Source organism: Clostridioides sp. ES-W-0016-02, assembly GCF_020641035.1.
In the GTDB taxonomy this organism is placed as follows: Bacteria; Bacillota; Clostridia; order Peptostreptococcales; family Peptostreptococcaceae; genus Clostridioides.
On record NZ_CP061362.1, the window covers coordinates 200,092 to 219,588 of the forward strand.

The following is a 19,497-nucleotide window of genomic DNA, read 5'->3' on the forward strand; positions in this document are numbered from 1 at the left end:
AATTATAAAATATATGTTATAAGTATATATTAACACAGAATAAAATAAAGATGCCCTAAAATTAAGAGCATCTTTATTTTTATTCTATAAGTTTTCGATATTCAATTATTTCTTTTAAAAGTTTAATTACTGCTTTTTGTTCCTTTATTGTTAGACCATCAATTAAATCATATGCCTCTGCTGATAAAGTCTCAGTATCAGTTTCATTTTTTATAATATTTTCAAATAGTATTTCTAAGGGCATCTCTAATGCAGTAGCAATTTTAAAAATTGAACGAAGGGAAGCTTTACTTTCTCCTCTTTCAATTTGTCCAAGGTAGGCATAGAATAATCCTGCTTTTTTAGCTAATGCTTCTTGACTATATCCTGCTCTTTTCCTATAATTTCTTATTCTTTTTCCAATTATAACATATATCTGGTCATCTAACATTTTCATCATTCCTTATTATATTAGTATATATTGTCTTATTTATCTTAATAATATGTTATAGATGTCAAAAATATACGTATATACAATAGGAATACATTTATTATATGTTATAAACATGAAATAAATTATTTGGTGATTAATCCATATTTCTAATCGTCTTCCCAATCTTGAACCCATTTTTCAAGTGAGTTCAGTTTTTTATCTGTCAGCTCCTCTTCGCATAAAGATACTAAGAGGTATTTTACAAAACTACAACTTTTTAAATTATGTATTCTTTTTGAAATAGCTTCAAAATATTTCTCTTTTTTAACTGTAATTGTATAATAAATATGTTTATTTGTTTCTTGGGCGTATAGGAAATTTTTATTTGATAGTTTTGACAAAGTTTTTAATGTTGTTTTTTCTGGCCAGTCATATTTATCTTTCATGTACAAAATAATTTCATCAGATCTTACTTTTTCACTTGAATGCCAAATAAATCTCATTACTTTTAACTCTGATTTTGATAGTTTTTTTAAATACATAACCCTCACTCCAATTTTTAATATAATTAAAGATTACTTAATTAAAGATTACAGTAATAATTTTACATTATCAAATCCAATTATTACCATTTGGATTTATGTATTTATTTTTTATACACAAATAAAAAACTACCCTATAAAGAGTAGTTTTTTAAGTCATAAATCTCGACCAAAAAATTTATGACAATTGCATGGATAATTTTTTACTACTATATTATACCATGTTTTATTTGATTAAAACATACTTATCTTAAATATTATCTAATGTTCTATCTGGTTTTTTTATTCTTTTATAGTATATAGAACTTATACATTCATTAAATTTTTCTAATGAACATATTTCTATATCTGGATATTCCCAACAACCAATTGTTAGTATCCCATAATTCATTTTTTCATCCTCTTCCTCTGTAGTATCTTTATTTAGCCAATATTCTTTATAAAGATCAAGTTCATCTTGAGTTAATTGTAGTTCCTGACATTCTCCACAGTAACAATTTAAACAGTACACTATTTCAATTATTTTATTAGAAATTAAAAAATCTATTGTCTTTTTACCAACATTAAAAGAAAAGTCTCTGAAAGTAGCATGTTTAGCAATAAATCTATCTAATTCAACTTTCTCTTCTTGAGATAAAAAATCTATATCTTTTATCTCAGAAAAATAATGTACATCGTTTATTTGAGGATACTCAATACTCTTTTTTATTTGCATAATTTCTTTAACCTTATTTAATACATTTTTATTTTTAATTGAATTATAAATGTTTTTAATTTCTTTATAATCATAACTATTTAAATCTTTTAGGTCCAATTGTTCCTCCATATTTCTTAACAACTCATAAGTTCTATTTAATTCATTCTTTTTTTCTTTATATTCATTATCTAACTTCATATAATCTTTTATTTTCATAGTATCCTCCCGACTAAATGCCTACTTATATCCTTTATTTTTAAACTTGAACTGTAATTTTTACAGTATTATCTTAGAAAGTTTTCTATATTGACAGTTGAATATATTCCATTTTGAGGGATGTATCCTTCTACTTCCCCCCATTCTTTAAGCATATCAACAACCTCATGGAATTTTTTTATTCTCTCTTTTATGTCTTCTTGATTTTTTTTATGTTTTAAATAATTATCTTTATTTTGTTTATCTTCAAGTTTAAACTTCTCTTCCCATTCATTTCTGTTAACCTTATGCCATGCCCCTTGCAAAAACCACCATTTAAATAATTGTGCTTTATTAAAATTAGTAGTACATGCACACTCGGCTAATTCATACCATTTATAATTACCCTCATCAAGTAATTTAAAATATTTTCTCATTTTCTTATATCTATTTTCAGGTTTAAAATCTTGTAATAAAGATTGATTATACCAGCTCATATCAATTTCAATACCTTTTAAGTTAGATGTTGGTACATAAATATTAAATCCTTGCATTTCAAATGATATTTTATTTAAGTCTAATTTAAAATTTTCTCCATGTGGAAATGTAGCTTCAGCTATGTTTAAAGAGATATTTTTATCTCTAAAAAGAGTTTGGCATAATTCATGCCACTTTTCTTCTGTAACTGGCTTTATTTTTAAGTTTTCTATCATTTCAATTTGTTTTTTTAAGTTTTCTATTTTATTCCTAAGATCATTTAATATACAATGCTTTTCTTCACATATACTACATCTTCCATACTCATTTAATTCTTTATATAATAAACATTCATTACACATATCTAATTCCATTTAAAATCACCCCCTGTACACCTAAAAATATATATCTATAGCAGATTTTTTTAAATAAAGTATATCAAATATTTTTTTTAACAACTTTTCTTCAGCTCCATATTCTCTAAGTAGAACAAAGATAGTTAAAGCATCATTATAATTGAGTTTATTTACCCTCTCAACGACCTCGTTATAATCCAAATTAACACAAACTTGTATTAATTCATATTTAATTTTTTCTAACTTAATTTTCGCCTCTTCATAAATCTTATAATCCCTTAAAAAATTGTTTAAATCATTCATATTTCATCCCCCAATAAATTAATACTTTACCATTCTTGAAAAAGTTTGCAGTTTTTTATACTACATTTTTTCTTAGATTTAGCACCATATATAGCACAAACTTCTTTTGTTTTACCAAATATATCTTTGCGTTCTTTCTTATCATTACATTTTTCTTTTAAACTATAAAATTTATCCTCTTTCATATTTTTCATCAAAATATTGAGTTTATTTTCATCCATTTTATTTCACCTCTATAATCAGTTCCAACGAGGGACAGATATATTTTCATTACTAAGTTCTATATAAAGCTCTCCAGCTTCTCTTATTAGCTTACATAGTGCTATATAAGCTTTACTATTTTCAACATCTTTAAATTTAGAATCATCCAATTGATTATAATATATTTCTGCATTATCTAATCTTTTAAGTATGCTTTTATATTTATTAACTTTTTCTTTTTGAATCTTATTCATTTTTTCCCCCTCCTTTATTATTTAAAAAGCTATATATAATAAAAATATTAATTACTACCACAAATAAAATTGATATAAAATCAAATAAATATATAATTATATTTATAAATTTTAGATGAGATAATAGTAATAATAAATATAAGAATAAAGTAAAAATTGTCATTATTACAAAAGCAAAAATAATAGTACTTATTACTACAGTAATTATATTTAAAACAATAATATTCTTATCTCTCCCATATCTCATATACATATTTTTTTACTCATAAAAAGATATTCCTATCCCTTTATGAGTAAATTCCTTTCATATAAAAAATATTTCCTTAAAAAAAGTTTTTAACTTTTTCTTCAGTTATTAAATACTTTGACTCATTGTCACTTGATGCATAAAACATAAGTTCTGTCATGAAAGGACTTAAAAAAGTCTTTAGACCTCTTGCTCCTAACATAAGTACATTTTCTTCAATGGCCAAATTGGCTATTAAGCTTAGAGCGTCTTCTGTAAATTCCAGCTCTTTGTTTTGAAGTTTAAATAATTTATTGTAATCTCCTATTAAGCCTTGGTCTGATTTTAGTATTAATTTTACTTTTTCAAGATCAAGGGTTTCCAAGTTACATATTACTGGGAATCTTCCTAAGAATTCAGGTATCATACCAAAGTTATATAAATCATCTATATTTATATTTTTTCTAACTTCATCTTTAGCTAAAGAAATTTCATTTAAATTTGATTTAAATCCAATTGTTTTTTTATGTAGTCTTTCTTTTATAATATCTTCTATCCCAACAAATGCCCCTCCACATATGAATAAGATATTAGTTGTATCTATCTCTACATAATTTTTAGTTACATTGTCTTGGATTTTACAAATTGTTCCTTCTATTAACTTTAAAAGAGCTTGCTGGACACCCTCTTTTCCAACTTGATTTTTATATGTAATATTGTTTTTTGCCAATTTATCAATTTCATCTAAAAATACAATTCCATATTTTGTTTTATTTAGATTTTTATTAGATTTATTGTATAAAGAAGCTATTATACTTTCTACATCCTTACCTATGTACCCAGCTTCTGTTAATGTGTTTGCGTCAGCTACAACAAATGGGACATCCAAAAAATTAGCTAATGTTTTAGCAATTAAAGTTTTCCCTGTACCAGAAGCTCCTGTTAGTAATATATTGTTCTTTTCAACATTAACATTATTTATAATACTTAAGTAATGATTATAAATTGTTGTTGCTATCATTTTCTTAGCCTTATCTTGGCCAATAATAAATTTATTCATATACTCTATAATGTCTATTGGTTTTTTTATATTTTTTCTTAAATTTTCTATTACATCTTCTTTTTTCTCTGTTTTCTCTTTACAACTCAAACAAATAAAATCACCTGATTTTGTTTCTTCCATTTCATTTTCATCTTTTCTATTTCCACACCAATTGCACATTTTTTTCATACCGTCCCCTCCTATATTTACTTATCTTAAATTTTTCCTGTTTAATTAATATATCTTTATATAACCATTTGTTATTTAATAATTAATTATAGTGATTAATTTAAATAATTATAATCAATATTTTCATAAAAATATTGATTATAAAAAATATTTATTCTATTTTAAGATTCTTGGAAAATGCAATTACAGAAATATATACTATAAAATAAAAAGATAAAAATTGAAGTGTATATTCCAAAAGTATAATTGCTTTACCAATTAAAAATAAGTTTAATAGTGTAAAAATTATTAATAATACAGAGACACAAACTTCTATAACAACAGCATCATTATGTTTTAAAAGAGGCTCCCCATCTCTTTTTATTATGGTTTTACTTATTTTTATTAAAATATAAGCAGTCATATATAAATTTATGAATGTTCCAATAGAGGGGATTATACTTAAACAACTAACTACTATCATGTATGGGATACTGAGACCTCCTAATTTATAAAAATTAACTGATTGTAATATTGGGACAAAACTTAACCAAGCATATTTTAAATCTGCTTTTTTACTTAATTGAAAAATCGAAAATGATACTAAAAGATATAAAAGAAACATAATAAAAATAACACTAAAATCTCCTGAAAATATGCTTATTAAAAAACCATATAATACATTTAATACTCCTATTCCAAAACTGCTTATTGCCCTAATTATAAAAAGGGATTGCAGAGGTATTAAATTTAGCAAAATAAATTCCATTCATATAACTCCTTTTTAAATATTTATAATTAAATTTTAGCATAAATATTTTATATAAACAACAAAAACACCTTGTTATATATATAATAAAGTGTTTTTGTATTAATTATAAAAATAAAATTTTTAAATGGCTTTTCTTAATCTACTTTTTTTATAAAAACCATCCATTATTAGCATAAACTTAACTGTATATAAATCCTCTTCATGAAAATAATATGCATATCTATCATTCTTGTTTAAGGTAATTGCATAAACATCAACTAAATTTTCCTCCATTAATTTATTAAGAGAATTATAACCTATTTCCAATAATTCTAAAGCTTCTTTTGTGTTATAATAATTTCCACAGTTTATTTCTTTCTTAGTTTTATTCATTATTTTCATATTATTTCTCCTTTTATATTAAATTTATTCCTACTGGGCATTTAATAAATACATATACTCTTTTTTAAACCTGGAGCTATCAAACTTATCATTTGATATAAATTCATTTCCATTTTTGATATAGTAAATTCCGCCAAAAGCATTCAACTTATTCCTTTTGTTACTTTTGATAGAAAAAGTAAACATCTCTAATTTTTCTTTTAGATTAATTATTTTTACTTTTCTTTCAGCATATTCCATATCAATGTTAGATACTAATTCTACATACTTATTCCATATTTCTTCTCCATCAACACCATCTATTATAGTTGGTATAAAAATTTCAAAACTATTAATATCAATTAACTTCATGTGTTTGTTAATATCTTTATTTCTTATCATTTTTAAATCTTTATAAAAAAAATCTATCTCTGAACACAGCCAGTTTCCTTTTGTTAAGTTTATTTTGTTAAAAACTTTATTATATAAATACGAAAAATCTTTATTTGAAAGACACTTAAGATAATCATCTTTATTTCTATCTATATTCATTACTAATCTATAGTCATTTTTATACACAATATTGGCCATATCTAAATTAAATAAAAAAGCTTTACATCCATCTTTAAGACAAGACCTGTTTATTCTTCCAATAAATTGTTCATCTAAATCGGGGAAAGACGTATCTTTGGCTCCTAAATCCATATCTATATCAACTCCTGCTTCAATTACCTGTGTAGTTATTAAAAGTATGTTTGATTTAAGTTCTTTATTGTCTTTCTTTAGATGATTTATTATTGATTGTTTTTTTATTTTATTGTCGTCTCCATCAAGTTCAAAAACTGTATAGTTATCGAGTTTATTACTTACATATATATAAAATTCTTGAGCTGTCTTTTTGGTTATAAATTCTATTAAAAACTTAGCATGTTCTTTTTTTTCTTTATTCCAAACGCTCACTTCTTCCTTTATTAAATCAAGAAGTTTTTTAAAGTCTACAGTTTCATTAAGAAGCTTATTTTCTATAGATACTCTATCTTTAAATAGCTTATTATTGTAATATATTTTAGGATTTTCAATCAAATTTATAAATTTCTTATTTCCAAAATCCATCAATTCTTCTAAGTTAGGCAGAGTTGCAGACATTATTATTAACTTAAAATCCATTATCTCTGAAAATTTATATAAAAGCTCTACTATTTCTTTCCAAATCAAATTTTTATAGTTTTGTATCTCGTCTAAAATTATAACACTGTCAAACAAAGAAAAAAGACCCATTGATTGCTCTCTTCCACATCCAAAAAATAGATTAAATAATGTTATGTTTGAAGTTAAAATACTTTCATAGTTTAAAATTTGCCTATCTAATAATACCTTATTATAATCTATTTTTTTATCAGCACTTTTAATTGGCAAAGGTGAAATAGAGTTAATTATCTGGGTATTTAATTTTCCTTTAAAAATACCATTTAGAACATCTTCTGTCTGTTCAGCTAATGTATTTACAGGAAATACATAAAACAGCTTAGACCCGTCTTTAATTAGCTTTAAAGCACATGATAAACTATTTATCGTTTTGCCTGAGCCTGTAGGACTTTCTATGTTAAATATTCTTTCATTGTTGTTTTTATCTAAATTTTTATTACATTCAATAAGGATGCTTGAACGCAACTCATTTATCTTTGGTAAATTATTTTCTTCAAAATATTTATCATTTGTTCTATAAGACTCTATCCCTTTATATATAGGATTTTTATAAAAAATTTCTTTTATATTATCTTTATTTTCAATACCATTAATTTTGAAATTATTTATATCTTTTTTAGAATGAAAGCTATGAGTGGCTATAAAATCGCAACTAATTAATAAAGAGTTTAAAATCTTATTCCATATATATACACTTGCTTCATTAAATTTTATCTTCTTTATATTTGTAAATACTTTTAAGATTTTCCCATAGTTTATATTTAATTTTCTATTGTAAAAATATAAATAATTAGCCATTTGCGTATTATTAATTTCTCTTTCTAATTTATCAAAATAGTTTTCAAGGTTATCCTGATTTGAATGGTGCCTACTTATTATATTTGCATTTATTAACATTAAATAATATAAAACAGTCTTTTCTTTAACTGATATGTTTTTTAGTTCTTCTATTTTCTCTTGCATTAAATCAATATAAATAATAGAAGATAGATAACTATGATTTGAATTGACTATTTTATTTAAACATAAAATAGATTTTTCTTCTTCAGATAAAAAATCAAAATTGTTTTTCATTTTCTCACTTTGATATTTAGGATTAATTTTCCCTATATCATGTAAATAAACTGAATATATGAACATACTCTCTATTAAATTAATAGCTTCTTTTGATAAGTAAAAATCTGACTTATTTAATTGAAATTTTAAATTTGTATATGTTTTTCTTAATTTATTTAATATATTGTATTTATTATCTATTTGGAAAAATATACTTCTGGTTCTATCTAAATGCAATAATATGTTTTCATTTTCTTTATCGTCTCTATGAGAATATAAATATACATTATTTTTTATAATTTCTTCCAGTTCCATTTATAAAAACCTCTCTTTTTATTGTTTATAAAAAATAAACTTTTTAAAAAATAAGAAGCTTTAAGCTTCTTAATATACTTTATTAATTTTTTCAAACTCTATATAATCTTTTCCTTTCCTTGCAACGCATCTTATATCCCCTAAAATAATGATTTCTTCACCTTCTTTGATTTGTTTTAATTGTTCGTTATTTTCAATCACTAATTTTTCTTCTTTGCTAAAGTTTCCTATATATTTAAACATGTTATAACTCCTATCTAAAAATAAATTTTATTTTAAACTAATTATATCTCACCTCAATTATATTACACCTACCTAAATAATATAATCTCTTTTTATTGATTTCTTCATATTTTTAATTATTAAAAATTCCGCTCCTTACTATAATAGCAATATATTAAAAATGGATTATTTATATAAGGGGTGTTTTTATGTACTTTGATGAATTTTATGAGGTAAAGAATGTATTATTAAAGGAGCATTTAGAAAATCTTGATCAGCAAGACATAGCACCATTGTCTCAAGTCTTTAAAATTTGCCTAACTCACCATGCTAATAAAAGAATGATTGAGAGATATATAGATTGGTATGAGATAGAAGATTTATTAAAAACTAAATCCAATAAAATACTTGATACATCTATTGGCGAAGAATTTATAGTATTAAATGAGAATAAAGAATTAGCAATAGTTTGCGTTTTAGAAAAAATAGAAAAAAAAATATTCAATAATTATAAAAACAGTTATCAAAAAGATGATTTATATTTTCAATTCTAAAACTAAAGAAATCAAAACAGAGCATTTAGAGGTTAAATTTTCTAATAGGAACAGTACATATTAAATAAAAAAGCTTAGTGATAGGGGACACTAAGCTTTTTATATTTAATCAGAACTCTATATAAAATATAAAACTTTATCTCCACAATAAAATAAATCTTCTTTGCTTTTTAAAACATCTATATTTGAAAATGTTAATGATTTAATGCTATATTGGTTCAACATAAAATCTGTACCATCAATTTTTCTATCATCTATGCTTATTGGCATAGAATCTTTGAATAAATACAATTTTTCATTCAATAAAATTTCATCTTCATCTAAAACAACATTATCTGAAATAAAAAAACTATCAATCTTACTTAACTCTTTTGAAAATTCTCCATTTAATATCTCTACTTCATTTAAATCTGCAAACAAATGGTTTCTTCCTAAAAATGGGTAAAAAACAGCACTTCTATTAAGAATATATTTTTTAATTTTATTATAATATTCTCCATCACCTAATATATATATATCCCATGAAGGGTTTATTAATATCTCATAGTTAATTAAATAAGTTGCTCCAACATTAGGGCTAATTTTATTTGAAAATCCAGATGTATCTGCTACAACATCTACACATTTATTAAAATTTAATCTCTTTGGTACAATAGCTATCTTCAAATCTTTTAGTAACTTATAAAATTTTGGCAATTCCTTTTTTCTTTTATAACCTGTGTTATCTATACCTATTATAGCTCCTAACATACCCAACAGTGTTACCTTGTGTATATGAGGATATGTCTGAATAATAGAAGATGAGTTATATGTTGGTTTAGAAAAAGAAGCTCCTTGCCCTTTTAAATTAAATTTTAAGACTTCCTTCATAATTAATTTTTCTCCATAAAATCTATTTTTATTGTGCTAAGTATATTGTTAATACTGGTTCTACTTTTTAAAGAATCTATAGGGAATTTTAATATTGTATCTGTAGGATTATAATAAATTTCTATGTCTTCAATGTCTTCATCAATTGAAAGTAAGTCTTGAGCTAATAGGGTGATATCTATAACATTCCTTTTTTCATCTTTATAAAAAGATACCTTATTAGATATATTTCCAAGATAAGCAACAGAATCTTCTTTCAGTTTTATAAAAATCGCAAATTCATTATAACATCCTTTTTTAGAAACCGAATTTAAACTATTTGCACAATTTAAAGAAGCTTCTTTAAACAAATTATAATTATTTTCATTAAAACACTCAAGTTCAGGGTCTAATTCCATCATTTCTTTATTAACAAGTGGATTAATTATAAAATCATAGAAGTAGTGCCCCTCTGTTAAATAAGCTCTTGAACCTAATGTTGTTTGTCTATTTTCTATTTCCTCATTTGTTTCCTTATTAATTTTACCTTTTGGATTTTGAAAAGGAGACAACATCCTTTCTCTTACAACTTCCGAATCCTCATATTTATTTACACCTGTACCAAATTGTATTGTTCCATAATAATTCCTATTAAACCCTTTTACTGCAAATACTCCTCCAAAGCAAGACACATCTATATATTTAAATAACTCTCTTTGTATCTCTATTTCGCTTAATTTATTAATATTCTCTACTTTTTGTTCAAGCCTTTTTTCTAAACTTCTTGGTACTAAACCTTTATTTTTTTTATCTACTACATAAGACCTCATATAAAACACATCTATCCCTTTTGTATTCCAGTAGTTTCTAAATAAGTATTTAATACTAAAGGGACTTGCAGTAAATTCTTCTCCATGTCGTACTGGATTTCCAGTCATATCTGCATTTATATTTGCATTATTTAACCCTATTCCTATCATCCCAAAAACTCTATTTTTCATATATATATTATGTTATATAAAAGAAGCAGTATATTACCCCTTTTATATAACTCTCCTTCCTTTTTAATTATTTAATCCTATACCTTAGCTATATCCAGTAATTTTTTAAGATATAGAGTACTCTTTTTCTAATTTATCAATTGTTATTTATAGGTTAGTTAACATTTTATATAATTTATGTTCTCCCCAAATAATCCAGAGTGAAAATAATATTTATAAATCCCTTTTATTTTTATATTTTGACTTTCTTTATATAAAAGTAACTTACTATATAATCTATTAGCAAAATTGTTCCCTAAAGGGATATTGTGTAAATAAGTTTCATATCCATCAATCATTTTTTCTTTTAATTGATTTGAGTCTCTTAAAGACAATATGTTTTGTATATAATCATTTGTTTTTGAAGAAAATGTACCTGTCGTATTTATCCAATATAATAGTTGGGCACTTACAAAGAAAAATTCTTCATCGCTTTCAATTTCATATTCATATTCTTTACCTTTTTTAGCACTTATTAGTTTATCCCAGATTTTCTTTAAATTACTTGGCATTTCTTTATATCCTCCTTCTTTATACAAAGTCATTAAAATACTAATCATAAAATCAATCTTTTTTCTAATTCTTTCTAAAGAGGATTTGTTTAAGTCTTTTTCATTTTTAATTCCTTCCAAATACATATAAAAAACTATTTTTTCAATTTCTTTATTGATTGAAATATCTTTATCCTCTATAAAGTAATATGTCAGTAAATCTTTATTTGATATAATAGATTGGGCTAAATCTAAATTGCCTAATCTGTTAATAAAGTCATTATAATTATCTTTTTTAAGAGATAAAGCTTTTTCTAATGTCATATTATTTACTCCATTTTTTATTTGCAAAGCTTCATCTATTTTTTTTAATAAATTTTTTCTATCTATATTTAAATTAATTATATTTTCATTAGAAAACATAGATTGCAGTATTATAGATTCTTCAAAATCTAAACACTTATTACTATAGTCTGCTTTCATTTCAATACTTACTATTTCATTAGATTTATCATTTGCATTATTACCAATCTCTAACTCTAATTCAAGATCATTAAAAACTTTATCATTATTAAGAAGTTCATTTATAGAACTATTTTTTATTTTTAATAAAGACAATAGCAACATGCTATCTTCCAATGTCAATCTAAATAAAAAGTCATTATAAGGATTATTCGATAAGGTTGGTTTACCCTTGTTTAAATTTATACTAAAATGTGGTATCCCATATATCTGACCATCTACAACAACCTTGGTATCCTCTGAGATAAAACATTTTTTAGATACATAAGAATTATATGCTTCTTTATATAACTCTAAATCTTCATCTAAAAAAATAAATATTTTATCAGGAGTCTTACTATTAAAAGTTCCACAATCCTCCTCTATAGTATCAAAACATGCTTCAAAATGTGTGATAGTTTCTTCTATATTTAAACTATTATTATAATCTTCTTTCATCTTTTTAAAATGGCTATATAAAAAATCGCTAAATAATAAATTATTAAAAGTTTCTATTTTAAAAATTAAAGCATAAGGCGTGACTGAATGTATTTTTTTTCCAAGGCCTCTTTCTTGATTCAGACACTTATTTGCATTAATCATTCTTTCATAAAATATTCGTTGTTTAAAAAAAGGATATTCTTCATTTAATTGAAAATTTTTCTCATCATCGTTTATAAAAGATACAATACTACCATCTTTTTTTATCTTATAATAACAACCTTTTGGGACAATAGCATGTTTTATTAAAATATCATCCCCATAAGCTTCCTTTAGCTTCTTTAGTCTATTAATAACCTCTTGCATAAGTAAAAATTTACTACTCAGTACATAATTCAATACATTTTTATGAGTAGACTCTCCTTTCTCTATATTCTTATCTATACACAAAACCCAAATGCAAGGCTATTTTTTTCTAAAAGACCAACACCCAATATAACAAAAGCCATCTCTTGGGATAATTCATCTGGTTTAATTTTTATCTTATATTTATTACCTATCACTAATGCATTTTTATAATTAAAACCAATAGAACTTCTATTTAAAAGTTCTACATTTTCAACGAAGTCATGAGGTTTTATATTATCATAATTTAACATATTATATTTTCTACAAGTGTTTCTTAGTATTCTTTCTTTTACTAAGTTTAAATCCATGGTACTCATATCTAATGTTATGTTATTTTTAATTTTAATAATCGCAGGAGTAATTGTGGTTAAATATCTAATGTCTTTATCTTTTTCTTTAAAATCATACCTCTTACCTAATACTGTAAAATATGGGTTCATTATAGTTCCTAATGAGTTAAAAAAAATATTTACTATATTTAAGTCCATAAATCTTATTTTTAATGTATATGCTTTATCTTTTTTATAAATTTTATCTTCTTCTATTGGAGTTAAAAAAGAATAATTATAAAGCTTGATCTTATTTTTATGATGATATTGTTTTGATTCTTTTGATCTTAAAAATTGATAATTCATGCCCTTACTTAGATATTCTGGAAGATTCACATACAATACGTCTTTTTCTAATTTTAGGAACAATTCTATTTCTAAATATCTCATTACTTCTCCTTCTTATTATTTTAATTTTATATTTTTATTATATGATTTTCGTTGAATATAGTCAACAGAAATTATACAATTCGTTGAATATAAAAAATATTTTCAATTCATTTTTATAATATTCATATTATTTAGTTCATCAAAACGGTATAATATAAGTTTATTATTGCTATTAAAAAATAAGACATACAAGTCAGTTACCAAAATCACTTTATAATTTTCTCCATTATCTTCTTGAGTTTTTATTACATATATGTCTCCTATAGAATATCCATCTTTTTTAAATAAAATATCAAATTCACCTGTATTAAACTTATTATCATAGATCTTTACTTTTTTATTGTTTTGAGTTAAAAAAACCATATCCATTAAATCTTTATATTCTTTTTTTTGCTTTCCCATATTTACACATAATACTTTGTCATTAGTAAGTTTTCTCTTTAACATGTAAACGTTTTTAGAGACTGAATTAAATGAATTATCACATATAGAATTAGCTTCTATAGCTATATATCCAAAGACTTCATCTGAATGGAATAAATTTATCATTTTATTTTTTGCCACTGAATACACCTCTTTAATAATTTTAATAGTATAAAAAATAGAATATTATCTATACATTTTAGACAATATCCTATTATGATTTAATTTATTTAATTTTGAACAAAATATTGTATTCTTCCAATTACAGTTTCACTACTTTCAATATTGTCAACTGGTGTTATTTCTACTTTTACACCATTAGAATAATATTTGCCTTTAGATAATACTCTCAAAACAATACCTTCCACCAAGACATCTTTTGTTTTAGCTCCTTGATCCTCTTTTTTTATGATTAAAACTCTATCTCCTACACTTACAAAACCAGGATACTTTGTGAAATTTGATCTATCTTCGAAATAATTTTTAGGCAATAATAATTTTATTGAAATATCTTATATCTCAATAATACCTCCTTTCTATTTTTTATAATAAGTATACCATTTACGTTGTTTATAATCAATAAAATGTAATTAATTTTATTATATATTAATCCATACTACACATCCTTTTTTATGTTTATATTTAATACCACCTTTGTATTTAATAGGATTATGTAATTCCCATGCAAATATCTTTTTATATTTTATCTGTTCCCTTGAATATGGAACTTTGTGTTTATTTTTTAATTCTATATATTCTTCATCAGTTATTTCATAACTACTTACAATATCTACAGTCCCACATATAAGTCCTGTTCCACTTTTTATAATCCCTATAGTCCCTCTGACATTAGTATTCCTACTTCTTAATTCTAAAGTCTTTTCTCCACTTAAAATTAAATCAGCCCATTTTTCTTTTACTATTAAGCATTTCATATTACTACTCTCACTTTCTTTTAAAATTAAATGTATCTTTTATTAAATTAGAAATTTGTTATATTAAGTACTTTCACTATATATAATAACAAAATATAAAAAATGGTCACAGTATATTGTGTATTTCTAAAAAGGTAAAAATTTAGAGGGGATAAAGAAGATTTAATAAAATGTTTTAAAAGACTTTTATTAAGTCTTCTTTATTTTTATCCTTATTATATATTTGTACTTATATACAATTAATTAAAAATATAAGACATGTACTTATAGAGATTGCTGGTCCAAGAGGGAAATTATCTTTTAATTTTGCTTTTTTCAAAACAACTAAAAAAACAGACATTATTACTCCTAAAAAAACAGGATATACTAATAACTTAAAAATACTACTTGTATTAAAAAATAACCCTAAAGCTCCCATAAGCTTTATATCTCCTCCGCCTACCCCATTTGTAATAATTGCTATTACTAAATATATGGAGAATAAACTAAAACTGGAACCTAAATTATTTAAAATAAACATATTATGGTTAATGTAATTTTTATTTATAACTATTAGAACTAATCCATATATAAAAATTATAAATATAAGTTTATCTGGTATTTCTTTTACTTTTAAATCTATATATGAGATACTAATCAGCACTGGGATAATACAACTATACAAAATGGCATCTATTTTAAAATCTGCTACTCCAATAAAACTATAAACCAGTAATATAGATAAAATAAATACTACCTTAAATGAACAATTGTACTTTTTAAGTTCGTCAAAAGACACTTTAAAAAATAATAAAAAAAACACCCCTATAAAAAATAACAAGATTTAAATTCTCATCTCCAATCAATAGTATATTATTTATTATTATATAACAAAGCTTTTATATTTTATATATAAAATATTTGTCCATATTTTTTAATTTTAATTAAATATCTTATTATCAAAAAAAATGTACTACTAATATAATATAAATTTTTTTAAACCGTATAATATATTGTTTTAATAAAATAGTTTTTTAAAAAAAATTTTAATATACAAAGGAGAATGGGATTATGTCAAAGAATATATATGAAATAATGGATGAAATAAAAAGTCTTAGAACAAGTTTTATTAATAGAAAAAGTTCTCTTTCTAAAGAACTTGGTGTATTAAGTAAAAGAATAAATCAAATAGAAAAAATGATTGAGTTTAATAAAGATAAACTAAATAGTGAAAGAAAAGCAGAGTTGATTGATGAACTTTATATTTTGTTTGTAAAAAAAAGAAAAGTTAAAAGAGAGTTTAACGTCGCTATTAGAGTCGATGAAGATAATAAATTTTCATATAACATGCTTGGTTTTACTTTAAAGGGATATGATGATCTGTTAGAGAAATTAAAAATGATAGAGAAGAATAGATTGATGGATATAAGCCAATATGGAGTCTATGAAATAGATGTAGCGAATTATACACATGAGGACATCGAAAATAAAATTAAATATCTTAAACCAAAATACGACATGGTATTTTACAGTGAAGATGAATTAGTTATATATTATTATAATAGATGTGTTCCTATTTAAACTATATAGAATAACCCTTTTTTAAAGGGTTATTTTATATAGTGCAAAAAATCTATTTACTTTAAACAACTAATGTATTAAAATCTTATAAAAAATAAAAAGGAGGTAGTCTTTAGTTAATAAAAACATAGATAAATATAGTTGTTTATAGTAAATTATAGTCAAAAGGTGATTTGAAAAATCAAGTGGAGTTTCTTAGACAATATGCAAATGCTAAAGAGATATTATAGTTGTAAATAATGAAAGTCTTTCACCACAAGAAGAATTAGTTCAAGATATAATATCAATACTTCATATTTTTAGTTGTCACATATATGGATTAAGAAAATACAAGAAAAAGATTAGAGAGGATGAAGAAGTTGAAAAGAGCATACAAAATAGAAATTAATCCTACTACTGAACAAATTTCTAAAATACATCAAACGATTGGTGTTAGTAGATTTATATATAACTTCTATATTGCTCACAATAAAGAAATTTATGAAAGAGAAGGAAAATTTATCAGTGGAATTGATTTTTCTAAATGGTTAAATAATGAATATATTCCTAATAACCAAGATATGAAATGGATTAAAGATGTATCTTCTAAGGCTACAAAACAAGCTATTATGAATGGAGATAAAGCTTTTAAAGATTTCTTTAAAAAAACTAAAGGATTTCCTAAGTTCAAGAAAAAGAAAAATCAAGATGTTAAAGCTTATTTTCCAAAGAATAATAAAACTGATTGGACTATTGAAAGGCATAGGGTCAAAATACCTACTCTTGGTTGGGTAAGACTAAAAGAATTTGGATATATACCAACAAATTCAATAGTTAAAAGTGGTACAGTAAGTCAAAAATCTGATAGATACTATGTATCTATATTAGTTGAGGAAGATGATATTCAAGTATCTAAATGTACTAATGAAGGAATAGGTATTGACTTAGGAATTAAAGATTTTGCAATATGTTCAGATGGAAGTAAATTTAAAAATATAAACAAGACTTCAACTGTCAAAAAAGTTGAAAAGAAACTAAAAAGAGAGCAAAGAAAACTTTCAAGGAAATATGAAGGTTTTAAATTAAGAAATAAAAATATAAAGGAAGGAGTAGCTACTCGTCAAAATATTCAAAAGCAAGTAGTCAAAGTACAAAAACTTCATCAAAGATTGACTAATATAAGAACTGATTATATTAATAAAACATTATTTCAGGTAATAGAGCAAAAACCAAGCTATATAACTATTGAAGATTTAAATGTTAGTGGAATGATGAAGAATAAGCATTTATCAAAGGCTATATCAAGTCAAAAGTTTTTTGAATTTAGAACTAAACTAACCGCTAAGTGTAAACAAAATAATATAGAACTTAGAGTAGTTGATAGATGGTATCCATCATCAAAGACTTGTAGCCAATGTGGAGAGGTTAATAAAGGTTTAAAACTTAAAGATAGAGTGTACAAATGTGAATGTGGATTATCTATTGATAGAGATTTAAATGCAAGTATTAATCTTAAAAATGCTAAAAAATATAAGATAGCTTAAAAGCACTTATATATGTACGGAGGGCTAACTTCGGAATTTAAGCCTTTGGAGAACTATACCAAATCGTAGTAGCTTAGGCAAGGCGAGGTCCAGTGAAGAAGGAAAAATCTCGATATGGATATATTTGACCATATTTTGAGTAGCAGGCTTATATCTATATTAAAATATAAAATAGTTTTATTTATATTGACCTTTTCAGTTTTATTTTCTTGTATTGAAAGAAATGCTTTTGCTGTTACTCCAAATTTAGATTATGAACAACAAAGAATTAAATTGAATAAAGATATTACAAGTTCAGAAAATAAACTCAGCGAGATAGATAATACAATTAAAAACATTAAAAATTCTATAAAAACAAATACAGGAAATTTAAATATAGTGAAATCTAAATATAAAGTAAAAAAAGATATAAATACCTATAAGTTTAAAAACTTAAGTAAAGACAACTTAGATATATTAGAGCTTGTATTAAAGAGTAATTCTTTAAGTGAGCTAATGAATAATTTAGACATAATGACCAAACTATTTGTGGTTAATAATAAATCTTTAAATGACTTAAACGAAAAAGAAAAACAACTAATTGAACTCCAAGAGTTAAACTTAACAAAATTAGAAAACGCTAATAAAGATAAAAAAGATGAAGAAGAAAAATTAAAATCATTGAAAACCGAACTTTTAAAATTAAAAGAAATAATAGAGAGAAAGCCCAATGAAAAGATTTCTTTTAATCCAGAAAATTTGTTAGAAAAAAGCAATGTTTCTATTGAAGATTTATATAGAGCATTAGAAGGAACAGCTCTTTATGAATTGGCTCCAATATACGTTGAAGCAGAAAATATCTATGGAGTAAATGCTATCTTTTTAGCTTCACTTACAGCTCAAGAAAGTGCCTGGGGAACAAGTCAAAGAGCAATCAATGATAACAATCTAACAGGATTTGGAGTATATTCTCCATCAAGTAATGGAATAAATTCAAATACAAAGAGAGACAATATATTAAAAACAGCTAAAACCTTAAAAGAGAAATATCTTACTGTTGGTGGTGTTTATTATAATGGATTATCCATACATGGTGTAAATACTATGTATTGTATGCTACCATTTGGAGGTCCAGATTATAATTGGAGCAGTAGCATCACTAAAATTGGTAATTTACTAATAGACAAAATGCAATAATAAAAGAACTGCTAAAAGCAGTTCTTTTTATATTAAATATTTCCACTAAGTAAATATGCACAACCAAAAACTA

The 19,497-nt window shown here is 23.8% G+C and carries 24 protein-coding genes and 1 pseudogene; 5 read left to right on the forward strand and 20 right to left on the reverse strand.

Going from position 1 to position 19,497, the window contains the following annotated elements; genetic code table 11:
* Positions 1–79: 79 nt before the first annotated feature.
* The 12 genes from IC758_RS20430 to IC758_RS20485 all read right to left on the reverse strand — a co-directional run bounded on the left by IC758_RS20430 (position 80) and on the right by IC758_RS20485 (position 8,825).
* The gene (locus IC758_RS20430; protein ID WP_227825213.1) at positions 80–430 is read right to left on the reverse strand and encodes a helix-turn-helix domain-containing protein; all 351 of its coding nucleotides are present in this window, start codon (positions 428–430) and stop codon (positions 80–82) included.
* Positions 431–579: 149 nt separating this feature from the next.
* Entirely contained in the window at positions 580–954 is a 375-nt protein-coding gene (locus IC758_RS20435) for a BlaI/MecI/CopY family transcriptional regulator (RefSeq protein WP_227825214.1), read from the reverse strand.
* A gap of 250 nt (positions 955–1,204) precedes the next feature.
* Entirely contained in the window at positions 1,205–1,867 is a 663-nt protein-coding gene (locus tag IC758_RS20440; protein ID WP_227825215.1) for a hypothetical protein, read from the reverse strand.
* Between the two features lie 68 nt (positions 1,868–1,935).
* Complete coding sequence (locus IC758_RS20445; RefSeq protein WP_227861004.1) at positions 1,936–2,697, reverse strand: hypothetical protein; 762 nt, start codon at positions 2,695–2,697, stop codon at positions 1,936–1,938.
* A 21-nt stretch (positions 2,698–2,718) separates the two neighbouring features.
* The gene (locus IC758_RS20450) at positions 2,719–2,982 is read right to left on the reverse strand and encodes a hypothetical protein (RefSeq protein ID WP_227825217.1); all 264 of its coding nucleotides are present in this window, start codon (positions 2,980–2,982) and stop codon (positions 2,719–2,721) included.
* Positions 2,983–3,008: 26 nt separating this feature from the next.
* Positions 3,009–3,203, reverse strand: coding sequence for a hypothetical protein (locus IC758_RS20455; RefSeq protein WP_227825218.1), 195 nt, complete (start codon positions 3,201–3,203; stop codon positions 3,009–3,011).
* An 18-nt stretch (positions 3,204–3,221) separates the two neighbouring features.
* Positions 3,222–3,437, reverse strand: coding sequence for a hypothetical protein (locus IC758_RS20460; RefSeq protein WP_227825219.1), 216 nt, complete (start codon positions 3,435–3,437; stop codon positions 3,222–3,224).
* A gap of 323 nt (positions 3,438–3,760) precedes the next feature.
* A complete protein-coding gene (gene clpX / locus IC758_RS20465) occupies positions 3,761–4,894 on the reverse strand; it encodes an ATP-dependent Clp protease ATP-binding subunit ClpX (protein ID WP_227825220.1) in 1,134 nt (377 codons plus the stop codon).
* A 151-nt stretch (positions 4,895–5,045) separates the two neighbouring features.
* Positions 5,046–5,642, reverse strand: a complete 597-nt coding sequence (locus IC758_RS20470) for a hypothetical protein (protein ID WP_227825221.1) — start codon at positions 5,640–5,642, stop codon at positions 5,046–5,048.
* A gap of 123 nt (positions 5,643–5,765) precedes the next feature.
* Positions 5,766–6,026 (reverse strand): hypothetical protein, encoded by a 261-nt coding sequence (locus IC758_RS20475; RefSeq protein WP_227825222.1) that lies wholly within the window; start codon positions 6,024–6,026, stop codon positions 5,766–5,768.
* Between the two features lie 30 nt (positions 6,027–6,056).
* Complete coding sequence (gene cas3 / locus IC758_RS20480) at positions 6,057–8,582, reverse strand: CRISPR-associated helicase Cas3' (RefSeq protein ID WP_227825223.1); 2,526 nt, start codon at positions 8,580–8,582, stop codon at positions 6,057–6,059.
* Between the two features lie 69 nt (positions 8,583–8,651).
* On the reverse strand, positions 8,652–8,825 hold the full coding sequence (locus IC758_RS20485; protein ID WP_227825224.1) for a hypothetical protein: 174 nt from the start codon (positions 8,823–8,825) through the stop codon (positions 8,652–8,654).
* 188 nt (positions 8,826–9,013) lie between these two features.
* On the opposite strand from IC758_RS20485, the gene IC758_RS20490 reads away from it, so the two are divergent.
* On the forward strand, positions 9,014–9,358 hold the full coding sequence (locus IC758_RS20490) for a hypothetical protein (protein ID WP_227825225.1): 345 nt from the start codon (positions 9,014–9,016) through the stop codon (positions 9,356–9,358).
* A 117-nt stretch (positions 9,359–9,475) separates the two neighbouring features.
* Here IC758_RS20490 and cas5b read toward each other — a convergent pair whose 3' ends face one another.
* From cas5b to IC758_RS20525, 8 genes are all read right to left on the reverse strand, one after another.
* On the reverse strand, positions 9,476–10,228 hold the full coding sequence (gene cas5b, locus IC758_RS20495) for a type I-B CRISPR-associated protein Cas5b (RefSeq protein WP_227825226.1): 753 nt from the start codon (positions 10,226–10,228) through the stop codon (positions 9,476–9,478).
* Between the two features lie 2 nt (positions 10,229–10,230).
* A complete protein-coding gene (locus IC758_RS20500; RefSeq protein ID WP_227825227.1) occupies positions 10,231–11,208 on the reverse strand; it encodes a type I CRISPR-associated protein Cas7 in 978 nt (325 codons plus the stop codon).
* Between the two features lie 158 nt (positions 11,209–11,366).
* The gene (locus tag IC758_RS20505; RefSeq protein ID WP_227825228.1) at positions 11,367–13,046 is read right to left on the reverse strand and encodes a hypothetical protein; all 1,680 of its coding nucleotides are present in this window, start codon (positions 13,044–13,046) and stop codon (positions 11,367–11,369) included.
* Positions 13,047–13,120: 74 nt separating this feature from the next.
* Entirely contained in the window at positions 13,121–13,807 is a 687-nt protein-coding gene (locus IC758_RS20510; protein WP_227825229.1) for a CRISPR-associated protein Cas6, read from the reverse strand.
* 102 nt (positions 13,808–13,909) lie between these two features.
* Complete coding sequence (locus tag IC758_RS20515) at positions 13,910–14,371, reverse strand: hypothetical protein (RefSeq protein WP_227825230.1); 462 nt, start codon at positions 14,369–14,371, stop codon at positions 13,910–13,912.
* Between the two features lie 89 nt (positions 14,372–14,460).
* Positions 14,461–14,583 (reverse strand): hypothetical protein, encoded by a 123-nt coding sequence (locus IC758_RS21100; protein ID WP_255616443.1) that lies wholly within the window; start codon positions 14,581–14,583, stop codon positions 14,461–14,463.
* 246 nt (positions 14,584–14,829) lie between these two features.
* Positions 14,830–15,165 (reverse strand): ASCH domain-containing protein, encoded by a 336-nt coding sequence (locus IC758_RS20520; protein WP_227825231.1) that lies wholly within the window; start codon positions 15,163–15,165, stop codon positions 14,830–14,832.
* Between the two features lie 229 nt (positions 15,166–15,394).
* Positions 15,395–15,985 carry a prepilin peptidase gene (locus IC758_RS20525; protein ID WP_227825232.1) on the reverse strand — a complete coding sequence of 197 codons (591 nt, stop codon included), beginning with the start codon at positions 15,983–15,985 and terminating at the stop codon, positions 15,395–15,397.
* Positions 15,986–16,215: 230 nt separating this feature from the next.
* Here IC758_RS20525 and IC758_RS20530 point away from each other — a divergent pair, with 230 nt between their 5' ends.
* The 4 genes and pseudogenes from IC758_RS20530 (at position 16,216) to IC758_RS20545 (ending at position 19,424) form a co-directional block, all read left to right on the forward strand.
* Entirely contained in the window at positions 16,216–16,725 is a 510-nt protein-coding gene (locus tag IC758_RS20530) for a hypothetical protein (RefSeq protein WP_227825233.1), read from the forward strand.
* 220 nt (positions 16,726–16,945) lie between these two features.
* Positions 16,946–17,113 (forward strand): annotated as a pseudogene (locus IC758_RS20535) (IS607 family transposase); the annotation flags it as partial.
* Positions 17,076–18,248, forward strand: coding sequence for an RNA-guided endonuclease InsQ/TnpB family protein (locus IC758_RS20540; protein WP_216187896.1), 1,173 nt, complete (start codon positions 17,076–17,078; stop codon positions 18,246–18,248). The pseudogene IC758_RS20535 and the gene IC758_RS20540, both read left to right, overlap by 38 nt.
* A 114-nt stretch (positions 18,249–18,362) precedes the next feature.
* Positions 18,363–19,424 (forward strand): coiled-coil domain-containing protein, encoded by a 1,062-nt coding sequence (locus IC758_RS20545; RefSeq protein WP_227825235.1) that lies wholly within the window; start codon positions 18,363–18,365, stop codon positions 19,422–19,424.
* Positions 19,425–19,497: the final 73 nt, after the last annotated feature.

Coding starts and splice junctions, on each gene's coding strand:
- IC758_RS20430 (WP_227825213.1), bottom strand. CDS start 430: ATGTTAGATGACCAGATATATGTTATAATTGGAAAAAGAATAAGAAAT.
- IC758_RS20435 (WP_227825214.1), bottom strand. CDS start 954: ATGTATTTAAAAAAACTATCAAAATCAGAGTTAAAAGTAATGAGATTT.
- IC758_RS20440 (WP_227825215.1), bottom strand. CDS start 1,867: ATGAAAATAAAAGATTATATGAAGTTAGATAATGAATATAAAGAAAAA.
- IC758_RS20445 (WP_227861004.1), bottom strand. CDS start 2,697: ATGGAATTAGATATGTGTAATGAATGTTTATTATATAAAGAATTAAAT.
- IC758_RS20450 (WP_227825217.1), bottom strand. CDS start 2,982: ATGAATGATTTAAACAATTTTTTAAGGGATTATAAGATTTATGAAGAG.
- IC758_RS20455 (WP_227825218.1), bottom strand. CDS start 3,203: ATGGATGAAAATAAACTCAATATTTTGATGAAAAATATGAAAGAGGAT.
- IC758_RS20460 (WP_227825219.1), bottom strand. CDS start 3,437: ATGAATAAGATTCAAAAAGAAAAAGTTAATAAATATAAAAGCATACTT.
- clpX (WP_227825220.1), bottom strand. CDS start 4,894: ATGAAAAAAATGTGCAATTGGTGTGGAAATAGAAAAGATGAAAATGAA.
- IC758_RS20470 (WP_227825221.1), bottom strand. CDS start 5,642: ATGGAATTTATTTTGCTAAATTTAATACCTCTGCAATCCCTTTTTATA.
- IC758_RS20475 (WP_227825222.1), bottom strand. CDS start 6,026: ATGAAAATAATGAATAAAACTAAGAAAGAAATAAACTGTGGAAATTAT.
- cas3 (WP_227825223.1), bottom strand. CDS start 8,582: ATGGAACTGGAAGAAATTATAAAAAATAATGTATATTTATATTCTCAT.
- IC758_RS20485 (WP_227825224.1), bottom strand. CDS start 8,825: ATGTTTAAATATATAGGAAACTTTAGCAAAGAAGAAAAATTAGTGATT.
- IC758_RS20490 (WP_227825225.1), top strand. CDS start 9,014: ATGTACTTTGATGAATTTTATGAGGTAAAGAATGTATTATTAAAGGAG.
- cas5b (WP_227825226.1), bottom strand. CDS start 10,228: ATGAAGGAAGTCTTAAAATTTAATTTAAAAGGGCAAGGAGCTTCTTTT.
- IC758_RS20500 (WP_227825227.1), bottom strand. CDS start 11,208: ATGAAAAATAGAGTTTTTGGGATGATAGGAATAGGGTTAAATAATGCA.
- IC758_RS20505 (WP_227825228.1), bottom strand. CDS start 13,046: ATGCAAGAGGTTATTAATAGACTAAAGAAGCTAAAGGAAGCTTATGGG.
- IC758_RS20510 (WP_227825229.1), bottom strand. CDS start 13,807: ATGAGATATTTAGAAATAGAATTGTTCCTAAAATTAGAAAAAGACGTA.
- IC758_RS20520 (WP_227825231.1), bottom strand. CDS start 15,165: ATGAAATGCTTAATAGTAAAAGAAAAATGGGCTGATTTAATTTTAAGT.
- IC758_RS20530 (WP_227825233.1), top strand. CDS start 16,216: ATGTCAAAGAATATATATGAAATAATGGATGAAATAAAAAGTCTTAGA.
- IC758_RS20540 (WP_216187896.1), top strand. CDS start 17,076: ATGAAGAAGTTGAAAAGAGCATACAAAATAGAAATTAATCCTACTACT.
- IC758_RS20545 (WP_227825235.1), top strand. CDS start 18,363: ATGGATATATTTGACCATATTTTGAGTAGCAGGCTTATATCTATATTA.